The sequence below is a fragment of the Corynebacterium sp. AOP12-C2-36 genome (genome assembly GCF_052379185.1).
Lineage (GTDB): Bacteria > Actinomycetota > Actinomycetes > Mycobacteriales > Mycobacteriaceae > Corynebacterium.
In genome coordinates, this window is sequence record NZ_JBQSYJ010000004.1 from 231723 (window position 1) to 258012 (window position 26290).

The following is a 26290-nucleotide window of genomic DNA, read 5'->3' on the forward strand; positions in this document are numbered from 1 at the left end:
CTGCGTGTTTGATTCTGTCGTCGACTGGGCGGTGTCCCTGATGGACACGCTCGGCGCCGTCGGCGTGGGCCTGGCGATCCTGCTGGAGACCGTGTTCCCACCGGTGCCCAGCGAGTTCGTGCTGCCGCTGGCCGGGTTCACCTCCACCATCGGCGAGCTCAACGTGTGGGCGGTGTTCCTCGCCGCCACGGCCGGGTCGATGATCGGCGCGTGGCTGCTGTACTGGCTGGGCGCGGTGGTCGGGGCGGAGCGGCTGCGCGCCGTCGCCGACCGCATGTGGCTCACCGAAGGCGAGGACGTGGACAAGGCGCTGCACTGGTTCGACCGGTTCGGCGAGGCGACGATCGTGTTCGGACGCGTCGTGCCGGGGGTGCGCAGCCTCGTGTCCATCCCGGCCGGCGTGCACCGCACCCCGCTGGTGAAGTTCTCCGTGCTGACCCTGCTGGGCTCGAGCGTGTGGAACGGGGTGCTGATCTGGCTGGGAGTTGCCCTGGGGGACAACTGGACGGTCGTCTCCGACACCATCGACCGCTACTCCGGCTGGGTGTACGCGGCGGTCGCGGTCGCCGTGGTGGCGGTGCTGGCGTTGCTCGTGGTGCGCGACCGCCGCCGTAAGGCGCAGGCGTTCAACAACGGTTCATGACCGGGACACCGCCGCGACAGAACGCTCCCCTAGGTTCTGCGGGGTCATGGATAACCAGAACCCGAGAACCCACCAGACCACGAGCCGACGCACCTTCCTGAAGGGGGCGTTCGCCGCAGGTGCCGCGGCGGCGGCCGGCAGTCTGCTGCCTCCGTCGCTGCTCACCCAGCTCGCCACCGCCGCACCCGCCGGCTCCCTCGACGACGTCGAGCACGTCATCTTCCTCATGCAGGAGAACCGCGCCTTCGACCACTACTTCGGGACGCTGCGCGGCGTCCAGGGCTTCGACGACCCGTCCGTCCTGCGCCGCCGCGACGGCGGCACCGTCTTCCGGCAGGACGGCGTCCTGCCGTTCCCCATCCGCGGCTCCGCCGGACGCCAGTCGATGGACGCCGAGAACGTCGACGCCCTCAACCACGAGTGGGAGGGCGGCACCGCCGCGCTCGACGGCGGCTGGTGCGACAACTGGGTCGAGGCGAAGACCGCCTCGACGATGGCCTACTACGACCGCGACGACCTGCCCTTCCAGTACGAGCTCGCCGACACCTTCACCATCTGCGACCAGTACTTCTGCTCGGTGCCGACGAGCACCTCCCCCAACCGCAACTACTTCTTCTCCGGCTACACCGGTCACGAGCCCGACTCCCCCGACGAGCGGGCCGTCGACAACCGCGCCTACGAGGCGACGCACCCCGGCTACGGGTGGCGTTGCCTCGCCGAGACCCTGCAGGACGCCGGCATCGACTGGCAGGTCTACCAGGAGTGGGACAACTTCACCGACAACAACCTGGAGTACTTCGACTACACGCGCGACATCGCCCGGAAGGTGTTCCCGGGCCCCTTCGGCACCGGCGAGACCTACTACACCGCACTGCAGAAGGCGCGGGAGACGGGTGCGCACGCCGTGGAGTCCGCGTTGACGTCGCGGCTGGAACGCACGCTCGCCGGCCTCGACGACGCCGAACGCACCGTCTTCGACCGGGCGCTGTACCGCTCGGAGCCGGGGACCACGACGCAGCGTCTCGCCGCGGACATCAGCGCCGGGACGCTGCCGGCGGTGTCGTGGGTGGTGCCGCCCAGCACGGAGTCCGAGCACCCCTCGGCGTCCTCCCCGCGGGCCTCGGCGAACCTGATCTACCGGATCCTGGAGGCCCTGGGCGACAACCCGGACGTGTGGCGCAGGACCGCGCTGATCATCACCTTCGACGAGAACGACGGCTACTTCGACCACGTGCCGCCGCCGCGTCCGCCGGAGTCCGAGCAGGACGAGTGGTACCAAGGCACGGCGCTGGGTTTCGGCAACCGGGTGCCCACCCTGGTCGTGTCCCCGTGGACGGTGGGCGGGTTCCGGTGTTCGGAGGTCTTCGACCACACCTCGGCCGCGCAGTTCCTGGAAGCGTGGAAGGGCATCGAGGTGCCGCTGGTATCGGACTGGCGACGACGCATCAGCGGCGACCTGACCAGCGCCTTCGACTTCCGCCAGCCCAGGACGTTCACCCCGGTGGCCCGCCCTGCGCCGACCGGCGGGCTGGAGCCGCGGTGGCTGCCGGAGCCCCCGGCGACGCCGTCGATGCCCACCCAGGAACCGGGGCAGCGCCCGCGGCGTCCGCTGCCGTACAGGGTGTCGGTGACGGCCACCCCGCGGCCCGGACGCTCGGCGGTGGAGCTGACGTTGCGCAACAGCGGTACGGCGACGGCGAACCTGCTGGTCTTCCCGTTCCACGGGCAGGACGCGTCGGTCACCGGTCACGACGTGTCGGGGTCCGTCACCGTCGACGTCCCCGTCAGCAGGGACGCTGACGGGGACGGACGGTACGACATCGTGGTCACCGGCCCGGCCGGGTTCCACTTCACCGCCCGCGGCACGCTGGACGCGACACCGACGGGAGGGTCCGGCGGCACGGGGAGTTCGGCGTCCGGCTCCTAGCCGACCTTGAACTCCTCGGAGTTGATCGCCTTCGCGGCGGTCTCCTCCTTCTCGGCGTTCTTGAACTCGAGGATGGTGTCCTCGTGGTTGTGGCTGTATGCTTTCTGCCCCTTGCCCTCGGCGCGGCGCTTGAGCAGCTCCTCGCGCTGCTCCAGCGGGGTCTTCGGGTTACCGAACATGCGCCGGGCGACCTCGGGGGTGTAGACCCTCGGGGTCTCGGCGGGGACGCCGAGGATCGCCGGGGCGATGTAGCGCTCGGCGCGCGGGCAGATCCGCTTCACGATGGCCATGAGCAGGCTGGGGAACTTGTTCGCCACCGTGAGGATCGGCTTCCACAGGGCGAACATCGCCGCGTCCATCGCCTTGGACTGCTTCAGGCCCGCCATGCCGCGCATCCAGTGCGGGTAGGTGGCGATCACGCTGCGGCGGAAGAAGGGACGGCCGATGACGCGCAGCGGCTTGGGCAGATCCTCGAAGGCGTTCTCGAAGGCGTCGAGGATCTCGCTGATGTTGTGCACCGCCGCCTCGGAGGCCGAGAGCTTCTCGCGCCAGCTGTCGAGGTAGGCCTGCACCTCACCACGGGTGCGCGGCACGTCGTCCATGTCGATGGGCTGGAACTGTGCGGCGATCGCCATCTGCGACCAGTACTCGTTCTCCTCGTCGCGGGAGAGCTTGCCGGGGCCCATCTTCTCGTAGGTGTAGAGGATGGAGTGCCACGCGGTCACCAGGATCCACAGCTGCGAGGACGGCTTGTTCGCCTCGTAGTCGTTGCCGGTCACCGGGTTGACCCCGTAGGAGCGGTCGTGGACCTTCATGAGGATGTCGGACATCCTGGTCACGGTCTGTGCGTCGGCGAAGGTCACCGCCGCGAAGTACTCCATGGTGCGGTCGTAGCGCACGGGCATGCGCTTGATGACCTGGCCGGAGGCGTCGACGGCTGCGACGAGGTCCGGGTCGAGGTGCTCGATGGTCACCGCGCGGAAGAAGCCGTGCAGTGCGGACGTCGGGAAGGTCCAGACCTTCCAGGTCACCGAACCGGGGCCGAAGAAGCCTTCGTCGGCGCGGGTGAGGACGTCACCCTTGCCACCTCGGCGGAAGATCCTGCCTCGGGTTCCGTTGTCGGTGTCCGTGCTGGTGTCCGTGGTTCCGGTGTCATCACCGGTGTAGGGGCAAGACATGACGTCCTCCTTCGTGGCCGTGGTGGCTGTCAGCCGACCTTGTAGCCGTCTGCGTTGATGGTTTCCTCGGCGGTCTCGACCGACTCGGCGTTCTTGAACTCGAGGATCGTGTCCTCGTGGTTGTGGTCGTAGGCCTTCTGGCCCTTGCCCTCTCCGCGCTTGCGCAGCAGCTCCTCGCGCTGCTCCAGCGGGGTAAGCGGGTTGCCGAACATCCGGCGGGCGACCTCGGGGGTGTAGACCCTGGGCGAATCCGCCGGGGTCTCGAACAGGATCGGCTCGTAGAAGCGGGTCGCCCGGGGGCAGGTCCGCTTGACCATCCACATCATCAGACGCGGCTGGACCTGCATCGCCTTGTAGATCGGCTTCCAGAGGGCGATGGAGAGTTCGTCCATGATCCGCGAGGACTGGTTGAGCCCCATCATCTTGCGCATCCAGCGCGGGTAGGTGGCGATCACGCTGCGGCGCAGCAGGGGGCGGCCGAGCTTCTGCAGCCACTTCGGCAGGTCCGGGTCGATCGTCTCGAACCCGTCGAGGATGTGGCTGATGTTGAACACGGCAGCCTCGGAGGCCGAGAGCTTCTCGCGCCAGCCGTCGAGGTAGGCCTGCACCTCACCACGGGTACGGGGCAGATCCTCCAGGTTGATCGGCTGGAACTGCGCCGAGATCGCCATCTGCGCCCAGTACTCGTTCTCCTCGTCACGGGAGAGCTTGCCGGGGCCGAACTTCTCGTAGACGTAGAGGATGGAGTGCCAGGCGGTGACGTGGATCCACAGCTGGGAGGACGGACGGTTCGCCTCGTAGTTGTTCCCGGTCACCGGGTTGACGCCGTAGGAGCGGTCGTGGACCTTCATGAGGATGTCGGACATCCGCGTCACGGTCTGCGCGTCGGCGGCGAGGACGGCCGCGAAGTACTCCATGGTGCGGTCGTAACGGATGGGCGTGCGCTTGATGACCTGGCCGGACTCGTCGACGGCGGCGACGAGGTCGGGGTCCAGGTGCTCGATGGTGACCGCGCGTGCGAAGCCGTGCAGGGCCGAGCCCGGGAAACCCCAGACCTTCCAGGCGACCGAACCGGGGCCGAAGAAGCCCTCGTCGGCGCGGTTGAGCTTGTCGTTCTTCCCGCCACGCTCCCCGCGACCTGCGGACTTCTTGGCGGAGGACTTCTTGGCGGCCCCCTCCTCCGGCGCCTCGCTGGCCGAGTTGCTGGCAGAGTGATCGGTTGCTGCCGCGTCGTCAGTCGCGGTCTCCAGCAGGTCAGTGTCGCCGCCGGTGTAGGGGCAAGACATGGTGTCCTCCGTCATGTAGTCGTGTATCTGTAGCGCTCGTCACAGAATGATATCCGAACGGAAATCTTTATGGAAGCGAATTCGGCAAAGAATTGTGTCGGACATCACTCAGGGACCCCGATCCCTGACCCCCACCTACCGGTCGAGCGCGTGACTCCCCGCAACGCCGCTGGTCCGGCCGCCGTCCCCGTCGCCGTCACTGTCCCCGTCCCCGTCGCCGTCCCGCTCGGCGACCTCCTGGTCGACGTGCTCGGCCACCTCGGCCGCCTCACGCACCGTCCGGGCGCGTTCCACGTCGCGGGCGAACTTGTCCTCCGCCTTCTCGATGGCCACGGTGTCGCGCGCCTCGAGCTGCAGGTTCTCCTCCGCCGGCAGCCCCGCCTTGAGCTGGCGCACCCGCTCGACCTCGCTGTCGACCACCGCGCCGAACAGCAGCACGATGTTCACGATGAACAGCCACAGCATCAGGATCACCACGCCGGCGAGCGTGCCGTAGGTGGCGTTGTAGTTGCTGAAGTTCACCACGTAGAAGAAGAACGCCAGGGACGCCAGGATCGCCCCGCCGATCGCCAGGACCGCACCGGTGTTGATCCAACGCATCCCACGCACCCGGATGTTCGGCGTGGTGCGGTAGAGCAAACCGACCAGCAGGATCACCACCGCGGCGATCACGAACCAGCGGGCCACCCCCCAGATCCGCAGCGCCGTCTCCTCCAGCCCCACAGCCGAGCCGAGCAGTTCGGCGAACGGCCCGGACAGACCGAAGGCCACCACCCCCAGCGCCACGAGCAGCAGCAGGAACGCGGTGAGCAGGTACATCTGCACGTTGTACTTGACCACACCGCGCCCCTCCGACGCCTCGTAGATGCTGTTCATCGCCCGGCCGAACGTCTTCACGTAGCCGGACGCCGTCCACAGCGTGGTCAGCAGACCGATGACCAGGCCCAGCCCGGCGGACGGGGTGGTCAGGATCGTCTGCAGCACCGGCTCCACCGCGCCCCACGTGGACTCCGGCACGATCGCCTGCGCCTCGTCGAGCATGGAGACCACCGTCTCCTCGCTCTGGCCGAACAGGCCCAGGATCGACACCAGGGCGATCAGCGCGGGGAACAGGGCGAGCAGCGTGCGGAAGGTCAGGCTGCCGGCGAGGTCGATGCAGCCGCAGGCGATGAAGCGCCGGAAGGACCGGCCGGGGATGTACCGCCAGGCCGGTGGGGAGGAGTGTGCTGAAGCGTCAATGGCCACAGGCTATCGAAATATCATTCACAGCGGGTAACCAGGGCAGTCCGCCGCACGCGGCTACTCCCCCTTCTTCACCGCGATGACCCAGCCGGCGTCCCCCGCGGTCTCGAACTGCGTGACCTCGTGGCCGTCCGTCGCCGCCCACCGCGGCAATGCGTCGGTCGCCTGGGTGCAGTCGAACTCGATGACGAGCTCCTCGCCCACCCCGATCCGCTTGATCGCGTCCTTCGCCTCGATCAGCGGGAAGGGGCACACCGCACCGAGGGTGTCCATCCTCCACCGCCCGTCGCCGAGGTCGGTGAGCCCACCGCCGTCGGACGCCGCGACGACGCCGAGCGCCGAGGCGTCCAGCGCCGGCGCGGTGAGGACGCCTCCCGCCGGGACGCCGGACGCAACGGACGGTGCCGACGGCACCGCCGCCGAGCCGTCCTGCGCTGTCGGTGCGTCCTGCACGTCTTGCGGGTTGTAGGGCTGGTCCGGCTTCAGCCAGATCTTCGCCGCCAGCCCCACGCCGAGCGCGATCGCGACGATGCCGACCCACCCCTGGTAACTGAACAGCGAGGTCTGCACCATGCCGTTGCCCACCGTGCAGCCGCCGGCCCAGACGGCGCCGACGCCCATCATCGTGCCGCCGGCGACCGAGCGCACCGCCTGGCGTGCGTCCGGGACGCGCACGCGGAACTCGCCCGACGCCTTCGCCGCGATGAACGACCCCACCAGGATGCCCAGGACCAGCAGCACACCCCAGTTCCAGTTCTCCGGGTTCGCCGTGGTGATCCAGGACGCCAGGTCACCCGAGGGTGTGGTGATGCCCAGGCCGGAGTTCCGGCCCGTGGCGGCCGAGAGCGGCCAGGCGACGACACCGATCACGCCGATGACCGCGGCGGTGACGTAGAAGTGCCACGGCTTCTCCGTGAGCAGGTGGGCCAGACCCGTCTTCTTCGGCGGCAGCGTCGCCACGGTCGGCAACGCCCGGTCACGCGCCACGTACCGGCGCACCATCAGGGCGGTGACCACCACGATGACCAGCACGAAGACCCACGGGGACAGGCCCACGGACTCCGGGATCGTGGTGGCGCCGACGGTGACGTCGCCCAGGAAGTCGTTCAGGCCACTGAGCGGGCCGTAGTTCATCGCCGCCGACGACAGGGCGTACATCGCCAGGGCGATCCAGGACCCCACGAGCCCCTCGCCCGAGCGGTACCAGGTACCCGAGGCGCACCCGCCGGCCAGCACGATGCCCAGGCCGAAGACGAGACCGCCGACGATCACGGCGAACGGGGCGAAGTCGCTGACCACCGGGTCGATGACGCCGAGGCTCGACAGTGCGGTCAGGCCGACCGCGTGCACGGCGATGACGACGAGCAGCGCGGTGACCCCGCGCCAGGTGCGTTGGGTGAAGATGTCGCGCAGGAAGCCGGTGACGCAGAACCGGCCGCGTTGCATGACGAAGCCGAGGACGGCGCCGACGGCGAGTCCGGTGATGAGCATGGGGTCCTCCCGAGGGATCCGCGAGCGATCTGGAATGAACAGATCTGTCTATGAGCGACTGTGGACCCTACACCGCCGTGCCGCGATCCGACAAGGGTCGGAGCTGGGTCGGGCCCGGCTCGGGCCTGGGGCCAGGCAACCCCGCGTCGCGTGCCAGATTCAGTGATCCGCTGCCACGAAAAGGGCGAATCTTGTACGCGAGCGTGGCGACCCCGCGATTCGGGGGGAGGCCGAGGGGAGGGATCCCCCGTTTCTCGCCTGGCCGCATCAGGTAGGTTCTCCAGAAGAACCTCTTCTCGACGTTTCAGGAGAATCAGTGCCACCGCGTGTCCGCATGTCCGCCCCCGCCCTGTTAGCCGGTGCCGCCGTCGCCGCCTCGACCGTCTTCGCGCTGCCGACCGCCGCCGCAGACCCAGACGCCGCCGCAGTCCCGCAACCCCAGGCGTCCAACGACGTCACCTGGGAGAACTGCCCGGAGCAGGTCACCGTCGACACCGCCGAGTGCGGTCGTCTCGACGTGCCGATGTACCACTCCGATCCCGACGGTGAGCAGATCTCCGTCGGCTTCGTCCGGGTGCCGGCGTCCGACCCGGAGTCCCGACGCGGGACATTGTTCGGCAACCCCGGCGGCCCTAGCGGCGACGGGTACTCCTTCTTCGGCTACGACCAGGAGGGCGGTCTCTCCTGGCCCGAGGAGATGAGGGAGGAATGGGACCTCGTCGCGGTGCAACCCCGTGGACTGGAAGGCTCCACCCCGGTGGACTGCCTGCATGAACCGTCCGGCTACGACGCCGTCCGGGCGCAGCTGGAGCCGGGCGGCTACGTCAAGGCCGCCTGCGAGACAGGCACACCCGGCTACACCGACGCGCTCACCACCAAAGAAACGGCCGGCGACTGGGAGGACGTGCGCGCCGCCCTCGGCGAGGAGAAGATCTCGCTGCTGGGCCTGAGCTACGGCACGCAGCTGGCGTCGACCTACGCCACGATGTTCCCGCAGCGCACCGACCGCACCGTACTGGATTCCGGCTACGACGTGCAGCGCGCCTGGGCCGGTGTGCTCGACGACCAGACCGGCGGGTACACCGACGGTCTGCACGACTTCCTGACCTGGGCGGCGCGGAACAACGACACCTACGGGCTCGGAGAGACCCCGTTGGAGGTCTACCGGTCCTGGTCACGGGTGGTCGTGGAGGAGTCCGGCACGAATCCCACGGTGGTGCCGCCGCCCGCGCAGGTAGGCGACCTCCCGCCCGGCCTGCAGTGGGGTGGCCAGCCCGCCGCCGACCTGCTCACCGCTGTCGGGGAACCGCAGGCCCGCCTGGAGAACCTCTTCCGCATGGTCGCCGCGCCCGGCGCCGTCCAGAGTTCCTCGATGACCTTGGCGATGACCCGCGCGCTCGTTCCGTCGCCGAACAACTGGGGCACGCTGGCGGGCCTCGTCGCCGGTACGGAAACCCCGCCGTCCGTCGAGGAGCTGGCGGCACAGAACCAGGACCCGTCCACGACTGTGCCGATCTACATGCAGTCGATGGTCATCTGCAACGAGAACCAGGTCGCACCCGACTACTCACGTATCCCCGAGGCGGTGTGGAACGGCTACGTGGTGCAGGACGCCTTCTCCGCGCCCGGCGACCTCGCCGCGGCGGGGATCAGCTGCAACGGCATCGAGCCGGACGCTCCGTTCGTCGACATCGACGGCGGCGCGCTGCAGACCGCGCCGCTGCAGGTCCAGGGCACCGGTGACCCGCAGACGCTCTACCGCACGCACCGCCCGATGGCGGAGGCGATGAACAGCCACGTCATCACCGTGGACGGCCCGGGGCACGGCCAGGTCGGCTTCGGCAACGACGTGGTGGACGACGCCGTCGTGGAGTACCTGCGCACCGGCAGCACCGACGTGACGTCCGCCCCGTCACGTCCGGTGGGTACCGCCTAGGGGCTCAGTCCTTGACCTCGGTGGCGTGCAGTTGCTCGTCGAGGTCCTCCGGGTCGAGGTTCGCCTCGGAGAACGTCGAGTTCAGCGGCAGCCGCAGGTCCAGGTCGGCGCCCGGGCACAGTTCGATCTTGCCCTCGGCGAGGGTGAAGTCCAGGACGTGCCCGCCGACGGTGCGGCCGTCGTCGATGAAGTGCACGTGGCACCCCGGTACCGAGATGCCCTTCTCGAACACCGGCGTACGGAAACCGGCGATGACCCCGGAGACGTCGGTGAAGTGCTGTTCGGCGTCGTCGCCGACGGCCTGCGTCATCGGCGGGTACGGCTTCGACTGACGCACCACGGTGCGGGTCGTGACGTCGCTGAAGCGTCCGGTGATGCGCACGGCGTACATGTAGTTCGCCGAGGGGGTCATCTCGTCGATGAAGTCGGAGAGCTCGGAGCGCCGGATGTTCTCCGGTGCCCGACGCCGGATCCGCGGCACGAAGTTCGTCGCTACCGCGTAGGGGCTGCGTGCCTCCAGGTCGGCGCGGGTGGCGCTGCCGTCGTGTCGCAGCTGGTAGCAGGTGCCGTCGATGATGACCATCTCCCCGTCCAGGGCGTCGAACGTGCCCAGGCCGAAATTGCCCTTGCCGAGCAGCTCGCCGACGGTCATCTCACCGTCGTAGATGCCGTCGAGCAGGGCGGTCATCAGGGAGTTCTGGAAGATGGTGTGCCGGGTGACGGGGCGGTCAGTCATGCCACCCAGGGTAACCGTCACCCGCCCTACACGGCAGGACCGTCACCAGGCGTAGGACATCGGGGCCTCCCCCGGGCCGGGCCAGATGCGGTCCAGCTCGTCCAGCGTGGCCTGGTCCAGGGTCACGCCCAGCGCATCGACCGCGGCGTCGAGGTGAGCGACCGTACGCGACCCGGCGATCAGGGTGGACACCGCTGGCTGGTGCAGCAACCAGGCCTGCGCGACCTCTGCCGGGGTGTGGCCGAGTCGTGCGCACAGTGCCTCGTAGGCCTCGAGCTGCCCGGCGAGCGCACCATATTGCTCACCGAGGGCACCGCGACGCTCGGTGTGCTCGCCGTCCTTCGGCCGGCCGGCCAGCAGCCCCGCGTCCAACGGGCTCCACGGGATGAGGCCAACTCCGAAGTACTGCAACGCCGGGATGAGCTCCTGCTCGACCGCGCGGTTCGCCAGGTTGTAGATGCTCTGCTCGGAGACCAGCCCCATGAAATTGCGCTGACGGGCGGTCATCTGGGCGGTGGCGACGTCCCAGCCCGCGTAGTTGCTCGAGCCGACGTAGGTGATCTTCCCTTCGGCCACGAGCTGTTCCATGGCCTGCCAGATCTCCTCGAACGGGGTCGCCCGGTCGACGTGGTGCATCTGGTAGACGTCGATGTGGTCGGTCTTCAGTCGCCGCAGGCTCGCCTCGCAGGCGCGTTTGAGGTGGTAGGCCGACAGGCGACGGTCGTTGGGCCCCAGCCCCATCGGCTGGTAGGCCTTGGTGGCCAGCACGATGTCGTCACGCCTGCCGGACCTGGCCAACCAGTTGCCGACGATCTCCTCGGAGGTCCCGTAGCCCTGCGCCATGTCCGGCGACTGGGGACCGCCGTAGACGTCGGCGGAGTCGAAGAAGTTCACGCCGCGCTCCACGGCGCGGTCCATGATGCCGAAGGCGTCGTCCTGGCCGGTGGCGTCGCCGAAGTTCATCGTTCCCAGCCCGATCCTGCTGACGAGGAGTCCGGACCGGCCGAGGTGTGCGTACTGCATAGTCGTGTCGCTCATGGTCCCGACGATACGTACGTGCACCCGATCTCCGCCCCGATGCGTTCCAGGATCGGCAGCGGGTTGCGCATGCACTCCGCCACGTCCGGTTCGTGGTCGGTGAGGGCGTGGATGGCGGTGAAGAGACCACCGTCGTCGGACGCCGCGAGCCGGTTCTCCCCGCACACCGCGATGACAGGAACGCCTTGATCCCCGTGGACACGGTGGTCACGGTGGCCACGGGCGCGTTCGGCGACACCGGCCGGCGCCTTCCCGCTGAGCGTCTGGGAGTCGATGCGCCCCTCCCCGGTGACGACCAGGTCAGCCCGTCCCAGGGCGTCGGCGAACCCGGTCTCCTCGAGGATCAGCTCGACCCCGGAGCGCATCTGCGCGCCCGCCAGCGCCATGGCCATGAACCCGAGCCCACCGGCGGCGCCGGCGCCGGGGCGTCCCGCCACGTAGGACGTCCCGAGCGCGTCCTCGACGACGGTGGCGAAGTGCGCCAACGCCGCGTCCACGTCGGCGACGTCGCCTGCGGCGATGCCTTTCTGCGGTCCGTAGACCGCGGCCGCACCGTCCGGCCCGCACAGCGGGTTGCGCACGTCCGAGGCGATCACGACCTCGACCTGTGCCAGGCGCGGGTCGAGGTGGCTGAGGTCCACGACCCGGACGTCACCGAGGTCGGCCACGGAGTCCACGCTGGAGCAGTTCACGCCGGGGAACTCCACGCCGAGGGCACGGGCCATGCCGAAGCCGGCGTCGGTGGTGGCGCTGCCGCCGAGGCCGAGGATGATGCGCCGGGCGCCGTCGTCGAGGGCAGCGCGCACGAGCTCGCCGACGCCCCAGGAACCGGCGGCCCGGGCGTCCTGCGCCGAGGGGGTCGCGCCGCCGGGCGAGACCATGTCCAGCCCGCAGGCGCGGGCGACCTCGATCACGGCGGTGGGGACGGCAGGCGCTGAAGACTCGGTTGTGTCGGTACCCAGCGCGTACTCGGCGTCCACCGGCCTCCCGCCGGAGTCGCGTACGCGGGCGGTGCGGCGACGGAAGCCGAGGTCGTCGAATACCTCGAGTGTGCCGTCACCGCCGTCGGCAAGGGGCCTGATCAGCACGCGGCAGCCGGTGGACTCCAGTCCGCGGCCCAGTGCGGAGGCCACCGCGCGCGACGACGCCGACCCCTTGAACTTGTCGCAACAGATCAGGACGGTCGGCGTCATCGGTTATCCGGGGGTACGGCCGGAACAGGAGTGGTTAGGCCTTGGCCTTGGCGTCCTGCACGCGCTGCTTCAGGGCGCTGAACTGCTCCCAGACCTCCTCGGGGACCTTCGGGCCCAGGAAGGTGAGGTACTCGGCGTTGTCCTCGATGTCGCTGGCCCACTGCTCCGGCGGTGCGGTCAGGGAGGTGCGGATGTCCTCCTCGGGCTCGGTGACACCGTCGAGGTCCAGGTCCTCGTAGCGGGCGGTGTGGCCGACCACGGTCTCGTCGGCGCCGACCTGCCCCTCGATGCGCTCCACGATCCACTTGAGCACGCGGCTGTTCTCGCCGAAGCCGGGCCACAGGAAGCGGCCGTCGTCGCCGCGGCGGAACCAGTTGACCAGGAAGACGTCCGGCATCTTGTCGCCGCCGCGCTTGCCCATGTCGATCCAGTGCTGCAGGTACTCACCGGCGTTGTAGCCGATGAAGGGCAGCATGGCCATCGGGTCGTGGCGCAGGGTGCCCACGGCACCTTCCTGGGCGGCGGTCTGGCCGGAGGCCATCAGCGCGCCGACCATGGTCGCGTGCTCCCAGTCGTAGGTCTGGGAGACCAGCGGCACGGTGTCGGCACGGCGACCACCGAACAGGATGGCGTCGACCTTCACGCCCTTCCAGTCGTCGAACTCCGGTGCGGCGACCGGGCACTGGGCCAGCGGCACGCAGTAGCGGGAGTTCGGGTGCGCGGCCTTCTCGTCGGACTCGGGCGTCCAGTCGTTGCCCTTCCAGTCGATGAGGTGGCCGGGGGTCTCCCCGCCGATGCCCTCCCACCACACGTCGCCGTCGTCGGTGAGCGCGACGTTGGTGAACAGGGTGTTGCCGGCCTCCATGGTCTCCATGGCGATCGGGTTGGAGCCGTAGCTGGTGCCCGGGGCCACGCCGAAGAAGCCGTTCTCCGGGTTCACGGCGTAGAGGTGGCCGTCCTCGCCGAACTTCAGCCAGGCGATGTCGTCGCCGACGACCTGGGCCTTCCAGCCCGGCACGGTCGGGGTGATCATCGCCAGGTTGGTCTTGCCGCAGGCGGACGGGAAGGCGCCGAGGATGTGGTAGTCCTTGCCCTCCGGGCTGGTCAGCTTCAGGATGAGCATGTGCTCGGCGAGCCAGCCCTCCTCCTTGGCCATGACCGAGGCGATGCGCAGGGCGTAGCACTTCTTGGCCAGGATGGCGTTTCCGCCGTAGCCCGAGCCGAAGGACCAGATCTCCTTGGTGTCGGGGAACTGGGTGATGTACTTGGTGTCGTTGCACGGCCACGGCACGTCCTGCTCGCCGGGCTCCAGCGGGGCGCCGACGGAGTGCAGGCAGCGCACGAAGGCGCCGTCGGTACCGAGCTTGTCCAGGGCCTCCTGGCCCATTCGGGTCATCACACCCATGGACAGCACCACGTAGGCGGAGTCGGTGAGCTGCACGCCGAGCTTGGGCTCGGGGTCGCTGATCGGACCCATGCAGAAGGGCACCACGTACATGGTGCGACCGCGCATGGAACCGGCGAAGTGCTCGGACATCTCCTGCTTCATCGCCGCCGGCGGCGCCCAGTTGTTGGTGGGGCCAGCACCCTCCTGCTTCTCGGAGCAGATGAAGGTACGCGACTCCACGCGGGCGACGTCCGCCGGGTTCGAGCGGGCGAGGAAGCTGTTGGGACGCTTCTCCTCGTTGAGCTTGGTCAGCGTGCCGGCGTCGACGAGCTCACCGGTCAGACGGCCCCACTCCTCGCGGGAGCCGTCGACGAAGACCACGCTCTCCGGCTGGAAGAGTTCGACAGCCTCGGAGATCCAGGCGAGGAGTTCCTCGTGCTGGGTGGGTGGCTGGCCGACGAGCCCGGGGATGGTCATGAAAACTCCTGACGAGATGTGTTTTGAGAACGGTGCGTTCTTGTGTGTCTGGTTAGTTCTGCGTCTCCCCAGACTAACCCCAGTTCCCCCTGTCCACACATTCCCACCCGCGCGGGTCCCACGAACCACGTCCGTTTCCGGGGGTGGACGGGGGGACGTCGTACCACTCGCCGTCCCGTCGCCCCTGCTCCGCGCCGTGTTCGCCCTGTTCCGTGTGTTCTTCACCGAGCATACTCTCCCCGGTACCTTCGCCGTTAGTTGTGATAGAAGACACATCTGCCGATATCTCCGTCACACCCCTCACCCCGGCCATGCAGTCCTGCCGACGCCACGACGACCACCCGCCGTCGAAGGTGACCACCGAGACGGCGTCCACCCGCCCGTCGCCGTCGGTGTCCGAGCAGATCGTCATGCCCGTGTCATCGCTGAGCGTGACGGACTCCTCGACCCCCGCGACCTCCTCCAGCCCGTCGAGCACGTGCGACGCCGGCAGGCCGAAGGTCTCGTCGCCCAGGTCCAGCAGCAGGCCGTCACCGACACCGCCCACCTGAGCGGGGTCGACCGGGTCCAGCCCGGACGCCCCGGGGAACAGGGGGAAGCCGTCCGCCCCGAACTCCCAGCCGCTCATGACACGGCCCCCTTAACCTGGCCCTTAACCTTGCCCGCCACCGTGCCGGCGACGGGCGGGACGACGAGTCGGGCGACCACGTCGGTCACCGTCGCCGCCCAGTGGCGCCGCAACGTCGCCGCCAGGCGCGCCGCCTCACGCTCCCGGCGCGCGGCACGTCCCGCCCACCAGCGTGCCCCGGCGGTCGCACCCGCCACCAGGGCGCCCGCCGCGACGGCGGCGAGCAACGAATCCGTCAGACGCAGGACGCCCGCAGCCGCGGCCACACCCGCGCCGAGTGCCGCGGCCGCGGTCACCAGGCGTCCGGGCACCCCAGACGTAGAGGACGTGCCGGGGCCGCCGGACGCCCCGGCGTCCTGCGGTGGTTCCGCAGGTGCCAGGTGCGGCATGTCCACGCCCTGTTCGAGCACGGTGACGGTGAGCCTCGCACGGAAGCGTGCGTCCAGCTCGCCGGCGCCCACACCGGCGGCCGATCCGTCCCGCACGTCGAGACCGTCCAGCAGGACGGTGGCGGCGCGGTCGGCGGCCAGGCGCACGGCGATGCGCACCCGGTCGAGACGTTCGGCGTCGGCACGGCGGGCGTCCGCCTCCCACCGGTCGGCGTCCGCCCACATCCCGTCGAGCACCCCGCTCAGCCGGGCCAGCTGCCCCGGTTCGGCGGCGGAACCGCCCTCCCACGTGCAGTGCACCACGCCGACCTCGTCGGCGAGCGCGTGGGCCGACGCCGGGGCGTAGAGCACGACCACGCCCATCGCGTCGCGCACCGCGCGCAGCACCTCGAGGTCGGCACCGCCAGCACCATCAGCACCGCTGCCACCGTCCGGCGGCACGACCGCCACGACCCCGTCCGCCTGCCCGGGGCCCGCCCCGGCGACGTAGGTGCGCCGGATACTCCCCCCCGGTACGGGCGTCCAGTGCCCTGACACCCGCCGTAACCTGCTCGACGACCCGCGCGTCCGGGCCGATCACAGAAATGACCGTCACACTTCCCCCTAGTTCCCTGTACCGCTGTGTTCTGCCACAATGTGAGGGATGTCTAATACCGATAACCCCCCAGCACCGCGTTCGGGTGGCCGTGGCCGCCCCCTGCAGACAGAGTTTAACGACGGACGCGACTATCCGCGACTGGGTAGCTTCAGTTTCCGGCGCGGAACACTCACCGACAACCAGGAGAACCTCTGGGAGGAGAACTGGCCGTCGTTGGGCATCGAACTCACCGACGACCTCACCGACCCGGTCGACCTCGACGGATGGTTCGGACGCACCGGCCACGACACCATCGTCGAGGTCGGCTCCGGCACGGGAACGTCCACCGCGGCCATGGCCCCGCTGGAAGAGGACACCAACGTCGTCGCCGTGGAGATCTACCGTCCGGGCCTGGCGAAGCTGCTGGGCTCGGTCGTGCGCGGCGACATCGGGAATGTCCGTATGGTCAAGGGCGACGGGGTCGAGGTGCTGCAGCGTCTCTTCGCCCCGGGCAGCCTCGCCGGGGTGCGCATCTTCTTCCCGGACCCGTGGCCGAAGGCGCGGCACCACAAGCGCCGCATCATCCAGACCGGCACGCTGCACCTGATCGCCTCGCGTCTGCGCCCCGGCGGCATCCTGCACGTCGCCACCGACCACGCCGACTACGCCGACTGGATAGACGAGCTCGTCGACGTGGAACCGGACCTGGAGTACCTGGGCTGGCCGCAGGACGAGACGACCCGCGCCGAGGTGGCGCCGGTGCTCACCGACCGCCAGATCATCACCAAGTTCGAGGGCAAGGGCCTGGACAAGGAGCACACCATCCGCGAGTACCTCTGGAAGCGGCGATGAGCGGCGCGCGCTCCGGCAACGCCGAGGCCCTGTCCTACACCGGGCAGGCCGAGCAGACGCCGGTGTACCTGCTGGTCTGGGACGCGCCGAACATCGACATGGGTCTGGGCTCCCTGCTGGGGGGACGCCCCGACGCCGTGCACCGCCCGCGCTTCGACGCGGTGGGCCGCTGGCTCATCGACGAGGCGCGCGACGCGTCCGGCGAGGCCGTGGAACTGACGCCGGAGGCGACGGTGTTCACCAACGTCGCGCCCGGCTCCGCCGAGCAGATCCGCGGCTGGGTGGACGCCCTGCGCAACGTCGGTTTCGCCGTCTTCGCCAAGCCGAAGCTCACCGAGGACTCCGACGTCGACCCGGACATGCTCGAGCACATCCGTCGTCGTCGTGACGAGGGCGTGCTCGACGGTCTGGTCGTGGCCAGCGCCGACGGGCAGAACTTCCGCGAGCTGCTCGAGGAGCTCGCCGGGGAGATCCCGGTGACCGTGCTCGGCTTCCACGAGCACGCCCACTGGGCCGTGGAGAACGAGACCATCGGCTTCCTCGACCTCGAGGACATCCCCGGGGTCTTCCGCGCGCCGTTGCCGCGCGTCAACCTCGACTCCCTGCCGGACGACGGTGCCTGGCTCCAGCCGTACCGCCCACTCTCCGCGTTGGTTCGCTGAAAGGAGCCTTCCTAAGTGTTCACGAGATGGGGCGACTTCGCCTTCCGTTTCCGACGCATCATCCCCGCCGTCATCATCGTGCTGATCGGCGTGCTCTACCTGGGCATCGGCACCCAGCTGGACGACCGGATGAGCCAGGAGGGGTGGGACGACCCGACGAGCGACTCCACCCGCGCCGCGCAGATCGAGCAGGAGACCTTCGGACGCGACGCCTCCGGCGACGTGATCGTGCTCGTCACCAGCGATAGCGCCGATGGCGCCGACCTGACCGATCCGGGCCTGATGGAGAACGTCAGCAGCCAGCTCAACGCCATCGCCGTCGGCAACCAGGACGCCGTGGCCGGGATGACCAGCTACTTCGACACCGGTCAAGAGCAGATGCTCTCCGACGACGGCACCTCCGCCTTCGCCGCGATCAGCCTGCACGGCACCGAGGACGAGGTGCTCGACAACTACCGGGTCATCGAGGACGAGCTGCACCAGATCACCGTGGACGGTGCCACCGTGGAGATCGGCGGGGCCACGGCCGTCGCCGGCGCCCTGGACTCCGGCATGGGCGACGACATCCAGCGCGCCGAGCTGATCGGCCTGCCGGTCGTCGCCCTGCTGCTGCTGGTGATCTTCGGCAGCGTGGTCGCCGCCTGCATGCCGCTGGTCGTGGGCATCCTGTCGATCCTCGGGTCGATGGGCATCCTCTCGGTGCTCGCCGGGGTCACCCAGGTGAACACCTTCTCCCAGTCGGTGGTCACCCTGCTGGGCCTGGGCCTAGCGATCGACTACGGGCTGTTCATGGTCTCGCGTTTCCGTGAGGAGCTCGCCGAGGGCAACGACACACGCACCGCGGTACGCAACACCACCGCCTCGGCGGGCAAGACCGTGGTCTTCTCCGCCCTGATGGTGGCGGTCGCCTTGTCGAGCCTGCTGATGTTCCCGCAGGCCTTCCTGAAGTCGGTGGCCTACGGCGCGATCTCCGCGGTGGGCCTGGCGGCGCTGATCAGCGTGGCGGTGCTGCCCAGCCTGTTCGCGATGCTCGGCCACCGCATCGACAAGTGGACGATCATCCGCCGCGGGCGTACCCGCGAGGCCACGGTGGCGTCGTGGTGGGGCAAGGTCCCGGCGTTCGCGATGAAGCACGCGAAGCTGATGACGGTGGGCATCGTGGCCCTGCTGATCCTGCTGACCATCCCGTTGAGCGGGGTGAAGTTCGGCGGCATCAACGAGACCTACCTCCCGCCGGACAACGACACCCGCATCGCCCAGTCGCACTTCGACGACAACTTCCCGGAGTTCCGCACCGACCCGGTGAAGCTCGTCGTCGAGGGCGACAACGCCGCCGTCGGCGAGGTCTTCCAGAAGGCCAACGCCATCGAGGGTCTGACCGGCACCTTCCAGGTGTCTCAGCCCACGCAGGACGGGGTGACGGTGCTGTCGGCGGGCATCGCCGACCGCGACGACAACGACCGCATCGTCAACGAGCTGCGCGACATCGCCCACGGCCTCAACGCCGACGGGACCGTGCTCGTCGCCGGCACCCCGGCGATGGAGGTCGAGTCGATCGAGGCGCTGTTCGACAAGCTGCCGTGGATGCTGGTGTACATCATCGCCGCCACGTTCATCCTGCTGTCGCTGGTGTTCGGGTCGGTGATCCTGCCGGCGAAGGCGGTGATCATGAACATCCTCGGCACCGGTGCGACGTTGGGCATCCTGACCGCCCTGTTCGTCGACGGTGTGGGCGCGGACCTGTTCAACTTCTCGCCGGGCCCGCTGATGAGCCCGGTGCTGGTGCTGATCGTGGCGATCATCTACGGACTGTCCACGGACTACGAGGTGTTCCTGGTGTCCAGGATGGTCGAGGCCCGGGCGCACGGGGCCTCGACACCACAGGCGATCAGGTTCGGCACGGCCACGACCGGCGGCATCATCACCGCCGCGGCGTTGATCATGATCGTGGTGGCCGGGGCGTTCGCGTTCTCCGACATCGTGATGATGAAGTACATCGCCTTCGGCATGATCGCCGCGCTCATCATCGACGCCACGGTGATCCGCATGCTGCTGGTGCCCGCGGTGATGTTCCTGCTGCGAGAGGACTGCTGGTGGGCGCCGCGCTGGGTCACGGCCCTGTCGCGCAAGATCGGCCACAACGAGCAACTCGAGGGCTACAGCCCGGAGCAGGCCACTGGACCGACCTCTGAGCCGGTCCGCGAACCGGTCACCGTCGGTGCCCCGGAAGAGACGCAGGACGAGGCACAGGACGCAGCGCCGGACGCACGGGGCGCCGTCGTGTCCCGCTCGCCGCTGCCCGCGGCGCGTCCCGCCGGGGTCGAAACGCAGGACGCGACGGACGCGGCGGACGCATCGGACGCCGAGGAGCACGACGAGGCGGCGTCCTACGGTGCGCACGCGACGTCGGACGACGCGGTCCCCTTCAGCGAACTGATGCGGCGCCTGCAGCAGGAACGTCCCGACGACCGGGAGAATTGACCGCCGATGACCTCCGACCCCCAGCCCAGCCGTTTCCGCGACCGGTGGCGCATGATCCTCCAGTGGTTGAAGGATCCGCGCGTCCGGGCGTTGCTCACCCTCATGCTGCTGGGGGCGATCATCTTCCTCGCCCGCGACCACTACCACTTCCTCGAGGAGGGGTGGGCGGCGATGCTGCAGGCCAACAACTGGTACATCCTGGCCGCCGTGGTCGCGATGGGCCTGTCGATGGTCGCGCAGGCCGAGGTGATGGTCGCGCTGCTGCGGCCGGCGGGCGTGCCGGTGAAACGCACCAGCGCCAATGCGCTGGGGCTGTCGGCCAACGCGTGGTCGTCGTCGTTCCCGGGTGGGCCGGCGATCTCGGCGGCGATGATCTTCCGCGAGCAGATGAAGTGGGGTGCGACCCCGGTCATCGCCAGCTGGTACCTGGTGATCTCCGGGGCGTTGTCCGGTGCGGCGATGGCCATCCTGGGCTTCGGTGCGGTGTTCTTCCTGCAGGCCAACGTGCACGTGTTCTCGCTGACGTTCTCCCTGGTCGCGCTGATCGCCCTGACGCTCGCGGCGAACTGGGTGGCACGCAACCCGGAGAAGGTGCAGGCCGGCCTGCTGGCGGCGATGACCTGGTTCAACGAGAAGCGCCACAAGCCCGCCGACCGGTTCCACGAGCAGATCCGCAGCTTCGCCGACCAGTTGCGGGCCGTGGACCTCTCGCCGAAGTGGCTGGGCTACGCGGTGTTCGTCTCCCTGCTGAACTGGGTGCTGGAGATCGTGTGCCTGTTCCTGTGCATCCTGGCCATCGGCGCCGAACCCAGCGTCGCCGGCGCGGTGCTGGCGTTCATCATGGCCAAGCTCGTGGGCCAGGCGCAGATCACCCCCGGCGGGCTGGGCCCGGTGGACATCACGCTGACCACGATGCTGGTCGGTACCGCGGGGCTGGGGTCCGGGCAGGCGGCGGCCGCGGTCATCGTGTTCCGCATGATCAGTTTCGCGCTGCTCACCCTGGTCGGTTGGCTGGTGTTCCTGTGGACGTTCGTGCGCCCGGAGGAGGCGCAGGACGCCGCGGCGTCCGGGGCGGGCACCGGCGGTGCCGGCGACACGACCGGCTCTGCCGGTTCGGCGGGCGGGGCGTCCGGTACGTCCGACGTCCGGCGCCGCAGTGGCCGGGGCCTGACCTTCCGGCAGATCACCGGCGGCTCGGCGGCTCGACGCCCGCACGACGACCGGGACGGTACGGGGGACGGTACGGACGACGACGGCATCATCGACCGGCTCCCCCGTCATCCGGAGCGTCCGGAGGAGTGACCCCCACGGGCGGTGGTCACACCCTAGAATGGTCGGTATGACGAAATCCCCCGATGTGTCGTCCGGCCCCGCCGGTCCGTTCTCCGCCACCGCCGGTACCTCGACCACGATGGCGCTGGTCATCGACGCCGTCGCCGTCCTCGTTTTCGCCCTGCTGGGCAGGCTCTCCCACGACTCCGGCTTCTCCATCCTCGGCTGGTTGGGGACGTCCTGGCCGTTCCTGCTCGGACTGGCCGTGGCGTGGGCGCTGGTGCTCACCGGGACCGTGCGTCCCGCCCCCGGCACGGGCCTCGGCGTGCTGATCGTGACGTGGTTCATCGGCATCGTGGTGCGCAGTGTCGTGAACCTGTCGCTGCCGTGGATGTTCCTGCTGACCTCGTTGATCTTCCTGGGGATCCTGATGATCGGGTGGCGTGTGGTCGCCTCCTTCGTCACCCGTCGACAGCCCGCCGCCTGACGAGTTCCAGGAAGCGGGCCACCGGCAGCGTGAGGTTGGTGCCCGCGGCGTCCCACACCACGCCGAGCTCGCGCACCTTGTCCGTGTCCAGGGGGATCACGGACATTCCCTCCATCTGCAGGTTCGGGTCGCCCAGCGGCAGCAGTGCCACGCCGAGCCCCGCGGTGACCAGTCCGGCGACGGTGGTCAGCTCCATGGACTCGAAGACCAGCCGGGGGCGGAATCCGTTGTCGGCGGCCAGCCCGTCGAGCAGCAGGCGGGTGCCGTAGCCCTCCAGCATCGCCACGAAGGGTTCCTCCGCCGCCTCCGCCAGGACGATGGACGCCCGGCCCGCCCACCGGTGGTCCGAGGACACCGCCAGCCCGAGGCGTTGCTCGGCCAGTTCCGTCCAGCCCACCACCCCGGAGGACACGTGGTCGACGGGGCAGGGCCCGACGATCGCCAGGTCCAGGCGCCCGTCCAGCACCTGGTCGACGAGGCCCAGTGCCGCGCCCTGCACCAGTTCGAAGTCGATGCCGGGGTGGGCGGTGCGGAACTCCCTCAGCAGGTCGGGAACCAGCCAGGTGCCCAACGAGTGCATGAAGCCCAGGCGCACCGTTCCCAGTTCCGGGTCGACGAGCCGACGGACCTCGTCGACGCCGGCGCGCCAGGTGTCCCGGGTGTCCACGGCGGCCGCGGCCAGCACGGCGCCGCGGTGGTTGAGCACGAGGTTGCGGCCCCGCCGGTCGAAGAGTTCCACGCCGACGGCGGCCTCGAGCTTGCCCAGACGACGCGACAACGCCGACTGGCTGATGCCGGTCGTCAGGGCGGTGTCGACCATGTTGCCGGTCTCGACGAGGTCGAGGAACCAGTCGAGGTCCACGGGGTCAGCCACGCACGACACCTCCCCTGACGAGCCTGTGACGGCCTGCGCGCCGCCTGATGCATTATTCGGGACAGGGTCGTCATTGTAATGCATTTTGATTGTCAGCGGGAGGTGACCACGATGGGCGGCATGAACGACACAGGCGGCACCGGTGACCCAGACGGCACAGACGGTACAGACACGCGGCTCTCCCCGGGCGACCCCGGCTACCGGCGGGTGATGGTCGCCGCCGCCACCGCCGGACTGGCCAGCTTCAACGCCATGTACCTCACCCAGGCCGTCCTGCCGGCGATCCACGACGGCCTGGGGGTCACCCCCACCACCGCCGCACTGACGGTGTCGGCGACCACCGGCATGCTCGCCGTCGCCGTGATCCCGGTGAGCATCCTGTCCGAACGCGTCGGTCGTCGCCGCGTCCTGCAGGTGTCCGTCCTGGCGGCCACCGCGCTGAGCCTGCTGCTGGCGATCGCCCCCGGCATCGGCACCCTCATCGGCCTACGCGCCCTGCAGGGCCTGGCGGTCGCCGGCGTCCCGGCGGTGATGATGAGCTTCCTGTCCGAGGAGATCCGCCAGGACCACCTGGGCCGGGTGATGGGCCTCTACATCGCCGGCACGACACTCGGCGGGCTGCTCGGACGCCTGGTGCCGTCCGGCGTACTGGAGTTCACCGGATGGCGCGGCGCCGTGCTCGCCGGCGGGCTGGTCGCCTTCGCGCTCGGACTGGTGTGCGTCTGGGCACTGCCGCCGCAGCGCCACTTCACGCCGAAGAAGATCACCCTGCGCCACGAGGTCGCCGCCTTCCGCCGCCACTGGCACGACCGCCGCCTGGTGGCCCTGTTCATCCTGCCGTTCCTGATGATGGGCGCCTTCGTCTCCCTGTACAACTACCTCGGCTTCCGCCTGAGCGGCGAGTTCGGCCTCACCGAGGCTCTCGCCGGGGCGGTGTTCCTGCTCTACCTGTCCGGGACGTGGTCCTCGGCGCGGGCCGGGGCGATGGTCGCCAAATACGGGGCGGCACGGGTGCTGGTCGGCGGAGTCACCCTGACCACCGTGGGCCTGTGCCTCGCGCTCGTGCCGAACCTGGTGGTCACCGTCCTCGGCGTGCTGCTGTTCACCGCCGCCTTCTTCACCGTGCACTCCACCGCCTCCACCCTGGTCGGCCAGATCGCCGACCGCGACCGGGCGGAGGCCTCCTCGATCTACGTGATGAGCTACTACCTCGGATCCTCGGTGATCGGGTGGCTCTCGGGCTACTTCTTCCAGATCGGGTGGGTCGCGCTGGTGGTCGCCCTTGTCGCACTACAAATCAGTGCGCTAGTGTTATGCCTGGTCAGCACGTCGGCTACCCGCCGATCGTGACACGCCCCACTACAATTTGCGCATTCTTCACAGAAACAAGTACGACAGCGATACGATGTTGCGAAGTCGGCTTCATATTTACTAACCGAGGGGCGTGGAGAGCGCCACCTCACCAACGGAGGAACGAACATGGGACACATCAAGGGAAAGCGGTTCGCCGGCGTCATGGCGGTCGGCCTCCTGGCCACCGCCGGGGTGGGCGTGGCAATGGCCCAGGGCGGTATCTCCGCCAATCTGGCACTGTCGAACACGATCTTCAACCAGGAGGCCAGCAACCTCGACGCCAGCGGTGTGGCCATCTTCGGCGGCACCGACGACCAGCACGACGGCGCCCAGGGCGTGGCCCGTCTGGTGTTCGACGACGCCACGATCACCGACATGTGCATGACGGCTCCGCTGAACCTGCCCGGCCTGGGCGAGAAGCGCTTCCAGATGCTCGTCCCCGGCGAGAACACCACCGCCGAGCACCTGGTGCTCGGCGCCCCCGGCCTGGTCGGTGGCCTCACGCTGAACAACGCGCAGATCGGTGTGGACGCCAGCCAGCTCGACGACGAGCCTGCCGCCGGCTCCTGGGGCCTGCACGCGGACAGCCTGACCGGTTGGGACCAGGTCATCAAGGCCACCTCGATCAGCGCGGACAAGCTCACCGCCGCAGGTGCCAAGGTGGGTGTCGTGAGCGTTGACGAGGCTGAGTGCTGATGCCTGACGACTCCACCTCGTCCCCGGACAATCCCAGGGACGAGGACACCACCGAGCTCATCGACGCCGTCGACGACAACGCCGTCAACGACAACGCCACCGGCGATTCCGCCGGCGACGCGGCGTCCGGCGACGCTGCCGGTGCCACCGCGTCCGACGATGCGTCCCGCTCGGAGAAGCTCGAGAAGCAGAACCGGCGCTTCACCCGTTGGCGCAAGCAGCGCCCGTTCGGTGCCGGCCTGCTGATGATCCTGGCCGGCATCGCGATCATGGCTCCGGCCTACCTGTCTCTGGAGATCTCCAACATCCAGATCCAGATCTCCACCATGGGCGGGGTCTCCACCCTGGTCATCGGCCACCTCCAGACCCCCTGCGCACTGATGTGCCCGTTCCGTGGTGAAGGGCGTGTGATCGCCGGCGTCGCCGCGATGATCCTCTCGGTCCTGTCCCTGTGGCAGACGAACTTCGGCGGGCTCATCATCGGCCTGATCCTCGGCCTCGTCGGCGGTGCCCTGGCCCTGGCCTGGGACCCGCAGTCCCGCGAGGACGCCAAGGACGAGAAGCGCCAGAAGAAGGAGGCCAAGCAGGCCCGGAAAGCAGAGAAGTCAGGGAAAGGAGCCGCGAACGCGAAGCCGGTGATCGCCGTGCTCGCCGCGCTCGCCGTCGGTGTCGGCATCCAGACGCCCGACGCCCGCGCCCAGATCCCCGGCCTGCCGGACATCCAGCTGCCGGACCTGCAGATCCCCGGCCAGACCGGCAACGGCGACGGAGACACCGACGGGGAGACCAACAACTCCCCCGCCCTGCCGAACCTTCCGGAGCTTCCCGAGGTCCCCGACCTCAACCTCCCCGAGCTCACCCTGCCGGACGGCAACCAGCTGCAGGACGGCATCGACGGCTCCCTGGAGTCCCTCGGGGTGGAGATCCCGGGGCTGAACGTGGCACCGCCGGAGCCGGTGGCGAACATGCGGCCACCGTACGGCGACACCTTCACCATCAAGACCGACAACGCGACGATGACACCGGGCATGAAGCTGTCCTACGTCACCATCGACACGGTGCAGGGGCCGAAGAAGGCGATCCGTATCGACGCCGACCAGGCTGTCATGGAGAACCTGCGCGTGCAGTTCCCCAACTCCCTGGGCCCCGACCTGCTGGACGACACCAAGGGGAACACCAGCACCCTGACCGGCAACTTCCACATCTTCGTGCAGGAACTGACGATGACGCTGGAGCTGCTCGGCGTGGACACGATGATCCCGATCACCATCAACGCGGACTGGGCCCCCGACGACATCGCCGCGGAGCTCTCCAAGATCGGTCTGGGCCTGCCGGACCTGCTCTCCGAACAGACCCGCGTGCTCGACGTGCGACTGGAGACCTACCAGGTCATGGCGGACAAGATGGACTTCCCCGTCACCGACATCGGCCCCTGGCACGAGAACTGATCCCCCGCAGGGGTACCAAGTTGGGGCGGGGGGGGGG

General features: G+C 69.2%; 22 protein-coding genes. 11 read left to right on the forward strand and 11 right to left on the reverse strand.

Translation table 11 applies throughout. The features are described 5' to 3' along the window. The first annotated feature begins 4 nt into the window (after positions 1–4). Entirely contained in the window at positions 5–643 is a 639-nt protein-coding gene (locus ACT3UN_RS05265) for a DedA family protein (RefSeq protein ID WP_444656634.1), read from the forward strand. A 46-nt stretch (positions 644–689) separates the two neighbouring features. Further along, entirely contained in the window at positions 690–2570 is a 1881-nt protein-coding gene (locus ACT3UN_RS05270; protein WP_444656636.1) for an alkaline phosphatase family protein, read from the forward strand. On the opposite strand, the gene ACT3UN_RS05275 is transcribed toward ACT3UN_RS05270, so the two are convergent. The 4 genes from ACT3UN_RS05275 to ACT3UN_RS05290 form a co-directional block, all read right to left on the reverse strand. After that, on the reverse strand, positions 2567–3748 hold the full coding sequence (locus ACT3UN_RS05275; RefSeq protein WP_444656638.1) for an oxygenase MpaB family protein: 1182 nt from the start codon (positions 3746–3748) through the stop codon (positions 2567–2569). The two genes, ACT3UN_RS05270 and ACT3UN_RS05275, sit on opposite strands and share 4 nt — an antisense overlap. Positions 3749–3777: 29 nt before the next feature. Then, positions 3778–5034, reverse strand: a complete 1257-nt coding sequence (locus ACT3UN_RS05280) for an oxygenase MpaB family protein (RefSeq protein WP_441579883.1) — start codon at positions 5032–5034, stop codon at positions 3778–3780. A 135-nt stretch (positions 5035–5169) separates the two neighbouring features. Beyond that, a complete protein-coding gene (locus tag ACT3UN_RS05285; RefSeq protein ID WP_444656640.1) occupies positions 5170–6279 on the reverse strand; it encodes a YihY/virulence factor BrkB family protein in 1110 nt (369 codons plus the stop codon). A gap of 54 nt (positions 6280–6333) precedes the next feature. Beyond that, a complete protein-coding gene (locus ACT3UN_RS05290) occupies positions 6334–7767 on the reverse strand; it encodes a YeeE/YedE thiosulfate transporter family protein (protein ID WP_444656642.1) in 1434 nt (477 codons plus the stop codon). A gap of 334 nt (positions 7768–8101) precedes the next feature. Between ACT3UN_RS05290 and ACT3UN_RS05295 the strand changes: the two genes are divergently transcribed. Next, entirely contained in the window at positions 8102–9703 is a 1602-nt protein-coding gene (locus ACT3UN_RS05295) for an alpha/beta hydrolase (protein ID WP_301443756.1), read from the forward strand. Between the two features lie 4 nt (positions 9704–9707). Here the strand turns inward: ACT3UN_RS05295 and budA are convergent, their stop codons facing one another. The 6 genes from budA to ACT3UN_RS05325 all read right to left on the reverse strand — a co-directional run bounded on the left by budA (position 9708) and on the right by ACT3UN_RS05325 (position 16088). Next, a complete protein-coding gene (gene budA / locus ACT3UN_RS05300; RefSeq protein ID WP_444656644.1) occupies positions 9708–10439 on the reverse strand; it encodes an acetolactate decarboxylase in 732 nt (243 codons plus the stop codon). Positions 10440–10481: 42 nt separating this feature from the next. Continuing rightward, positions 10482–11477, reverse strand: a complete 996-nt coding sequence (locus tag ACT3UN_RS05305) for an aldo/keto reductase (protein ID WP_301441645.1) — start codon at positions 11475–11477, stop codon at positions 10482–10484. Further along, entirely contained in the window at positions 11474–12670 is a 1197-nt protein-coding gene (locus ACT3UN_RS05310) for a glycerate kinase (protein WP_301441646.1), read from the reverse strand. The genes ACT3UN_RS05305 and ACT3UN_RS05310 overlap by 4 nt, the downstream gene beginning before the upstream one ends. 34 nt (positions 12671–12704) lie before the next feature. After that, positions 12705–14534 carry a phosphoenolpyruvate carboxykinase (GTP) gene (locus tag ACT3UN_RS05315; protein WP_444656646.1) on the reverse strand — a complete coding sequence of 610 codons (1830 nt, stop codon included), beginning with the start codon at positions 14532–14534 and terminating at the stop codon, positions 12705–12707. A gap of 73 nt (positions 14535–14607) precedes the next feature. Next, positions 14608–15162, reverse strand: coding sequence for a DUF6802 family protein (locus tag ACT3UN_RS05320; RefSeq protein WP_301441648.1), 555 nt, complete (start codon positions 15160–15162; stop codon positions 14608–14610). Continuing rightward, positions 15159–16088, reverse strand: a complete 930-nt coding sequence (locus ACT3UN_RS05325; protein ID WP_444626694.1) for a hypothetical protein — start codon at positions 16086–16088, stop codon at positions 15159–15161. The genes ACT3UN_RS05320 and ACT3UN_RS05325 overlap by 4 nt, the downstream gene beginning before the upstream one ends. Before the next feature lie 106 nt (positions 16089–16194). On the opposite strand from ACT3UN_RS05325, the gene trmB reads away from it, so the two are divergent. The 5 genes from trmB to ACT3UN_RS05350 are packed head-to-tail and all read left to right on the forward strand — an operon-like array spanning position 16195 to position 21882. Next, positions 16195–16980, forward strand: a complete 786-nt coding sequence (gene trmB, locus ACT3UN_RS05330) for a tRNA (guanosine(46)-N7)-methyltransferase TrmB (RefSeq protein WP_301441650.1) — start codon at positions 16195–16197, stop codon at positions 16978–16980. Continuing rightward, positions 16977–17642: an NYN domain-containing protein gene (locus ACT3UN_RS05335; RefSeq protein WP_301441651.1), complete on the forward strand. Its 666-nt coding sequence runs from the start codon at positions 16977–16979 to the stop codon at positions 17640–17642. Before trmB ends, ACT3UN_RS05335 begins: the two co-directional genes overlap by 4 nt. 15 nt (positions 17643–17657) lie before the next feature. Further along, on the forward strand, positions 17658–20123 hold the full coding sequence (locus ACT3UN_RS05340; RefSeq protein WP_444656648.1) for an MMPL family transporter: 2466 nt from the start codon (positions 17658–17660) through the stop codon (positions 20121–20123). Positions 20124–20129: 6 nt separating this feature from the next. Then, positions 20130–21425 (forward strand): lysylphosphatidylglycerol synthase transmembrane domain-containing protein, encoded by a 1296-nt coding sequence (locus ACT3UN_RS05345; RefSeq protein ID WP_444656650.1) that lies wholly within the window; start codon positions 20130–20132, stop codon positions 21423–21425. A gap of 37 nt (positions 21426–21462) precedes the next feature. Then, positions 21463–21882: a DUF3054 domain-containing protein gene (locus tag ACT3UN_RS05350; RefSeq protein WP_301441654.1), complete on the forward strand. Its 420-nt coding sequence runs from the start codon at positions 21463–21465 to the stop codon at positions 21880–21882. On the opposite strand, the gene ACT3UN_RS05355 is transcribed toward ACT3UN_RS05350, so the two are convergent. After that, on the reverse strand, positions 21857–22756 hold the full coding sequence (locus tag ACT3UN_RS05355; RefSeq protein ID WP_301441655.1) for a LysR family transcriptional regulator: 900 nt from the start codon (positions 22754–22756) through the stop codon (positions 21857–21859). The two genes, ACT3UN_RS05350 and ACT3UN_RS05355, sit on opposite strands and share 26 nt — an antisense overlap. Positions 22757–22876: 120 nt before the next feature. Between ACT3UN_RS05355 and ACT3UN_RS05360 the strand changes: the two genes are divergently transcribed. The 3 genes from ACT3UN_RS05360 to ACT3UN_RS05370 all read left to right on the forward strand — a co-directional run bounded on the left by ACT3UN_RS05360 (position 22877) and on the right by ACT3UN_RS05370 (position 26253). Next, entirely contained in the window at positions 22877–24106 is a 1230-nt protein-coding gene (locus ACT3UN_RS05360) for an MFS transporter (RefSeq protein WP_444656652.1), read from the forward strand. 129 nt (positions 24107–24235) lie between these two features. Then, complete coding sequence (locus ACT3UN_RS05365) at positions 24236–24805, forward strand: DUF6230 family protein (RefSeq protein WP_444656654.1); 570 nt, start codon at positions 24236–24238, stop codon at positions 24803–24805. Beyond that, entirely contained in the window at positions 24805–26253 is a 1449-nt protein-coding gene (locus ACT3UN_RS05370) for a DUF6114 domain-containing protein (protein WP_444656656.1), read from the forward strand. Before ACT3UN_RS05365 ends, ACT3UN_RS05370 begins: the two co-directional genes overlap by 1 nt. The last annotated feature ends 37 nt before the right edge of the window (positions 26254–26290 follow it).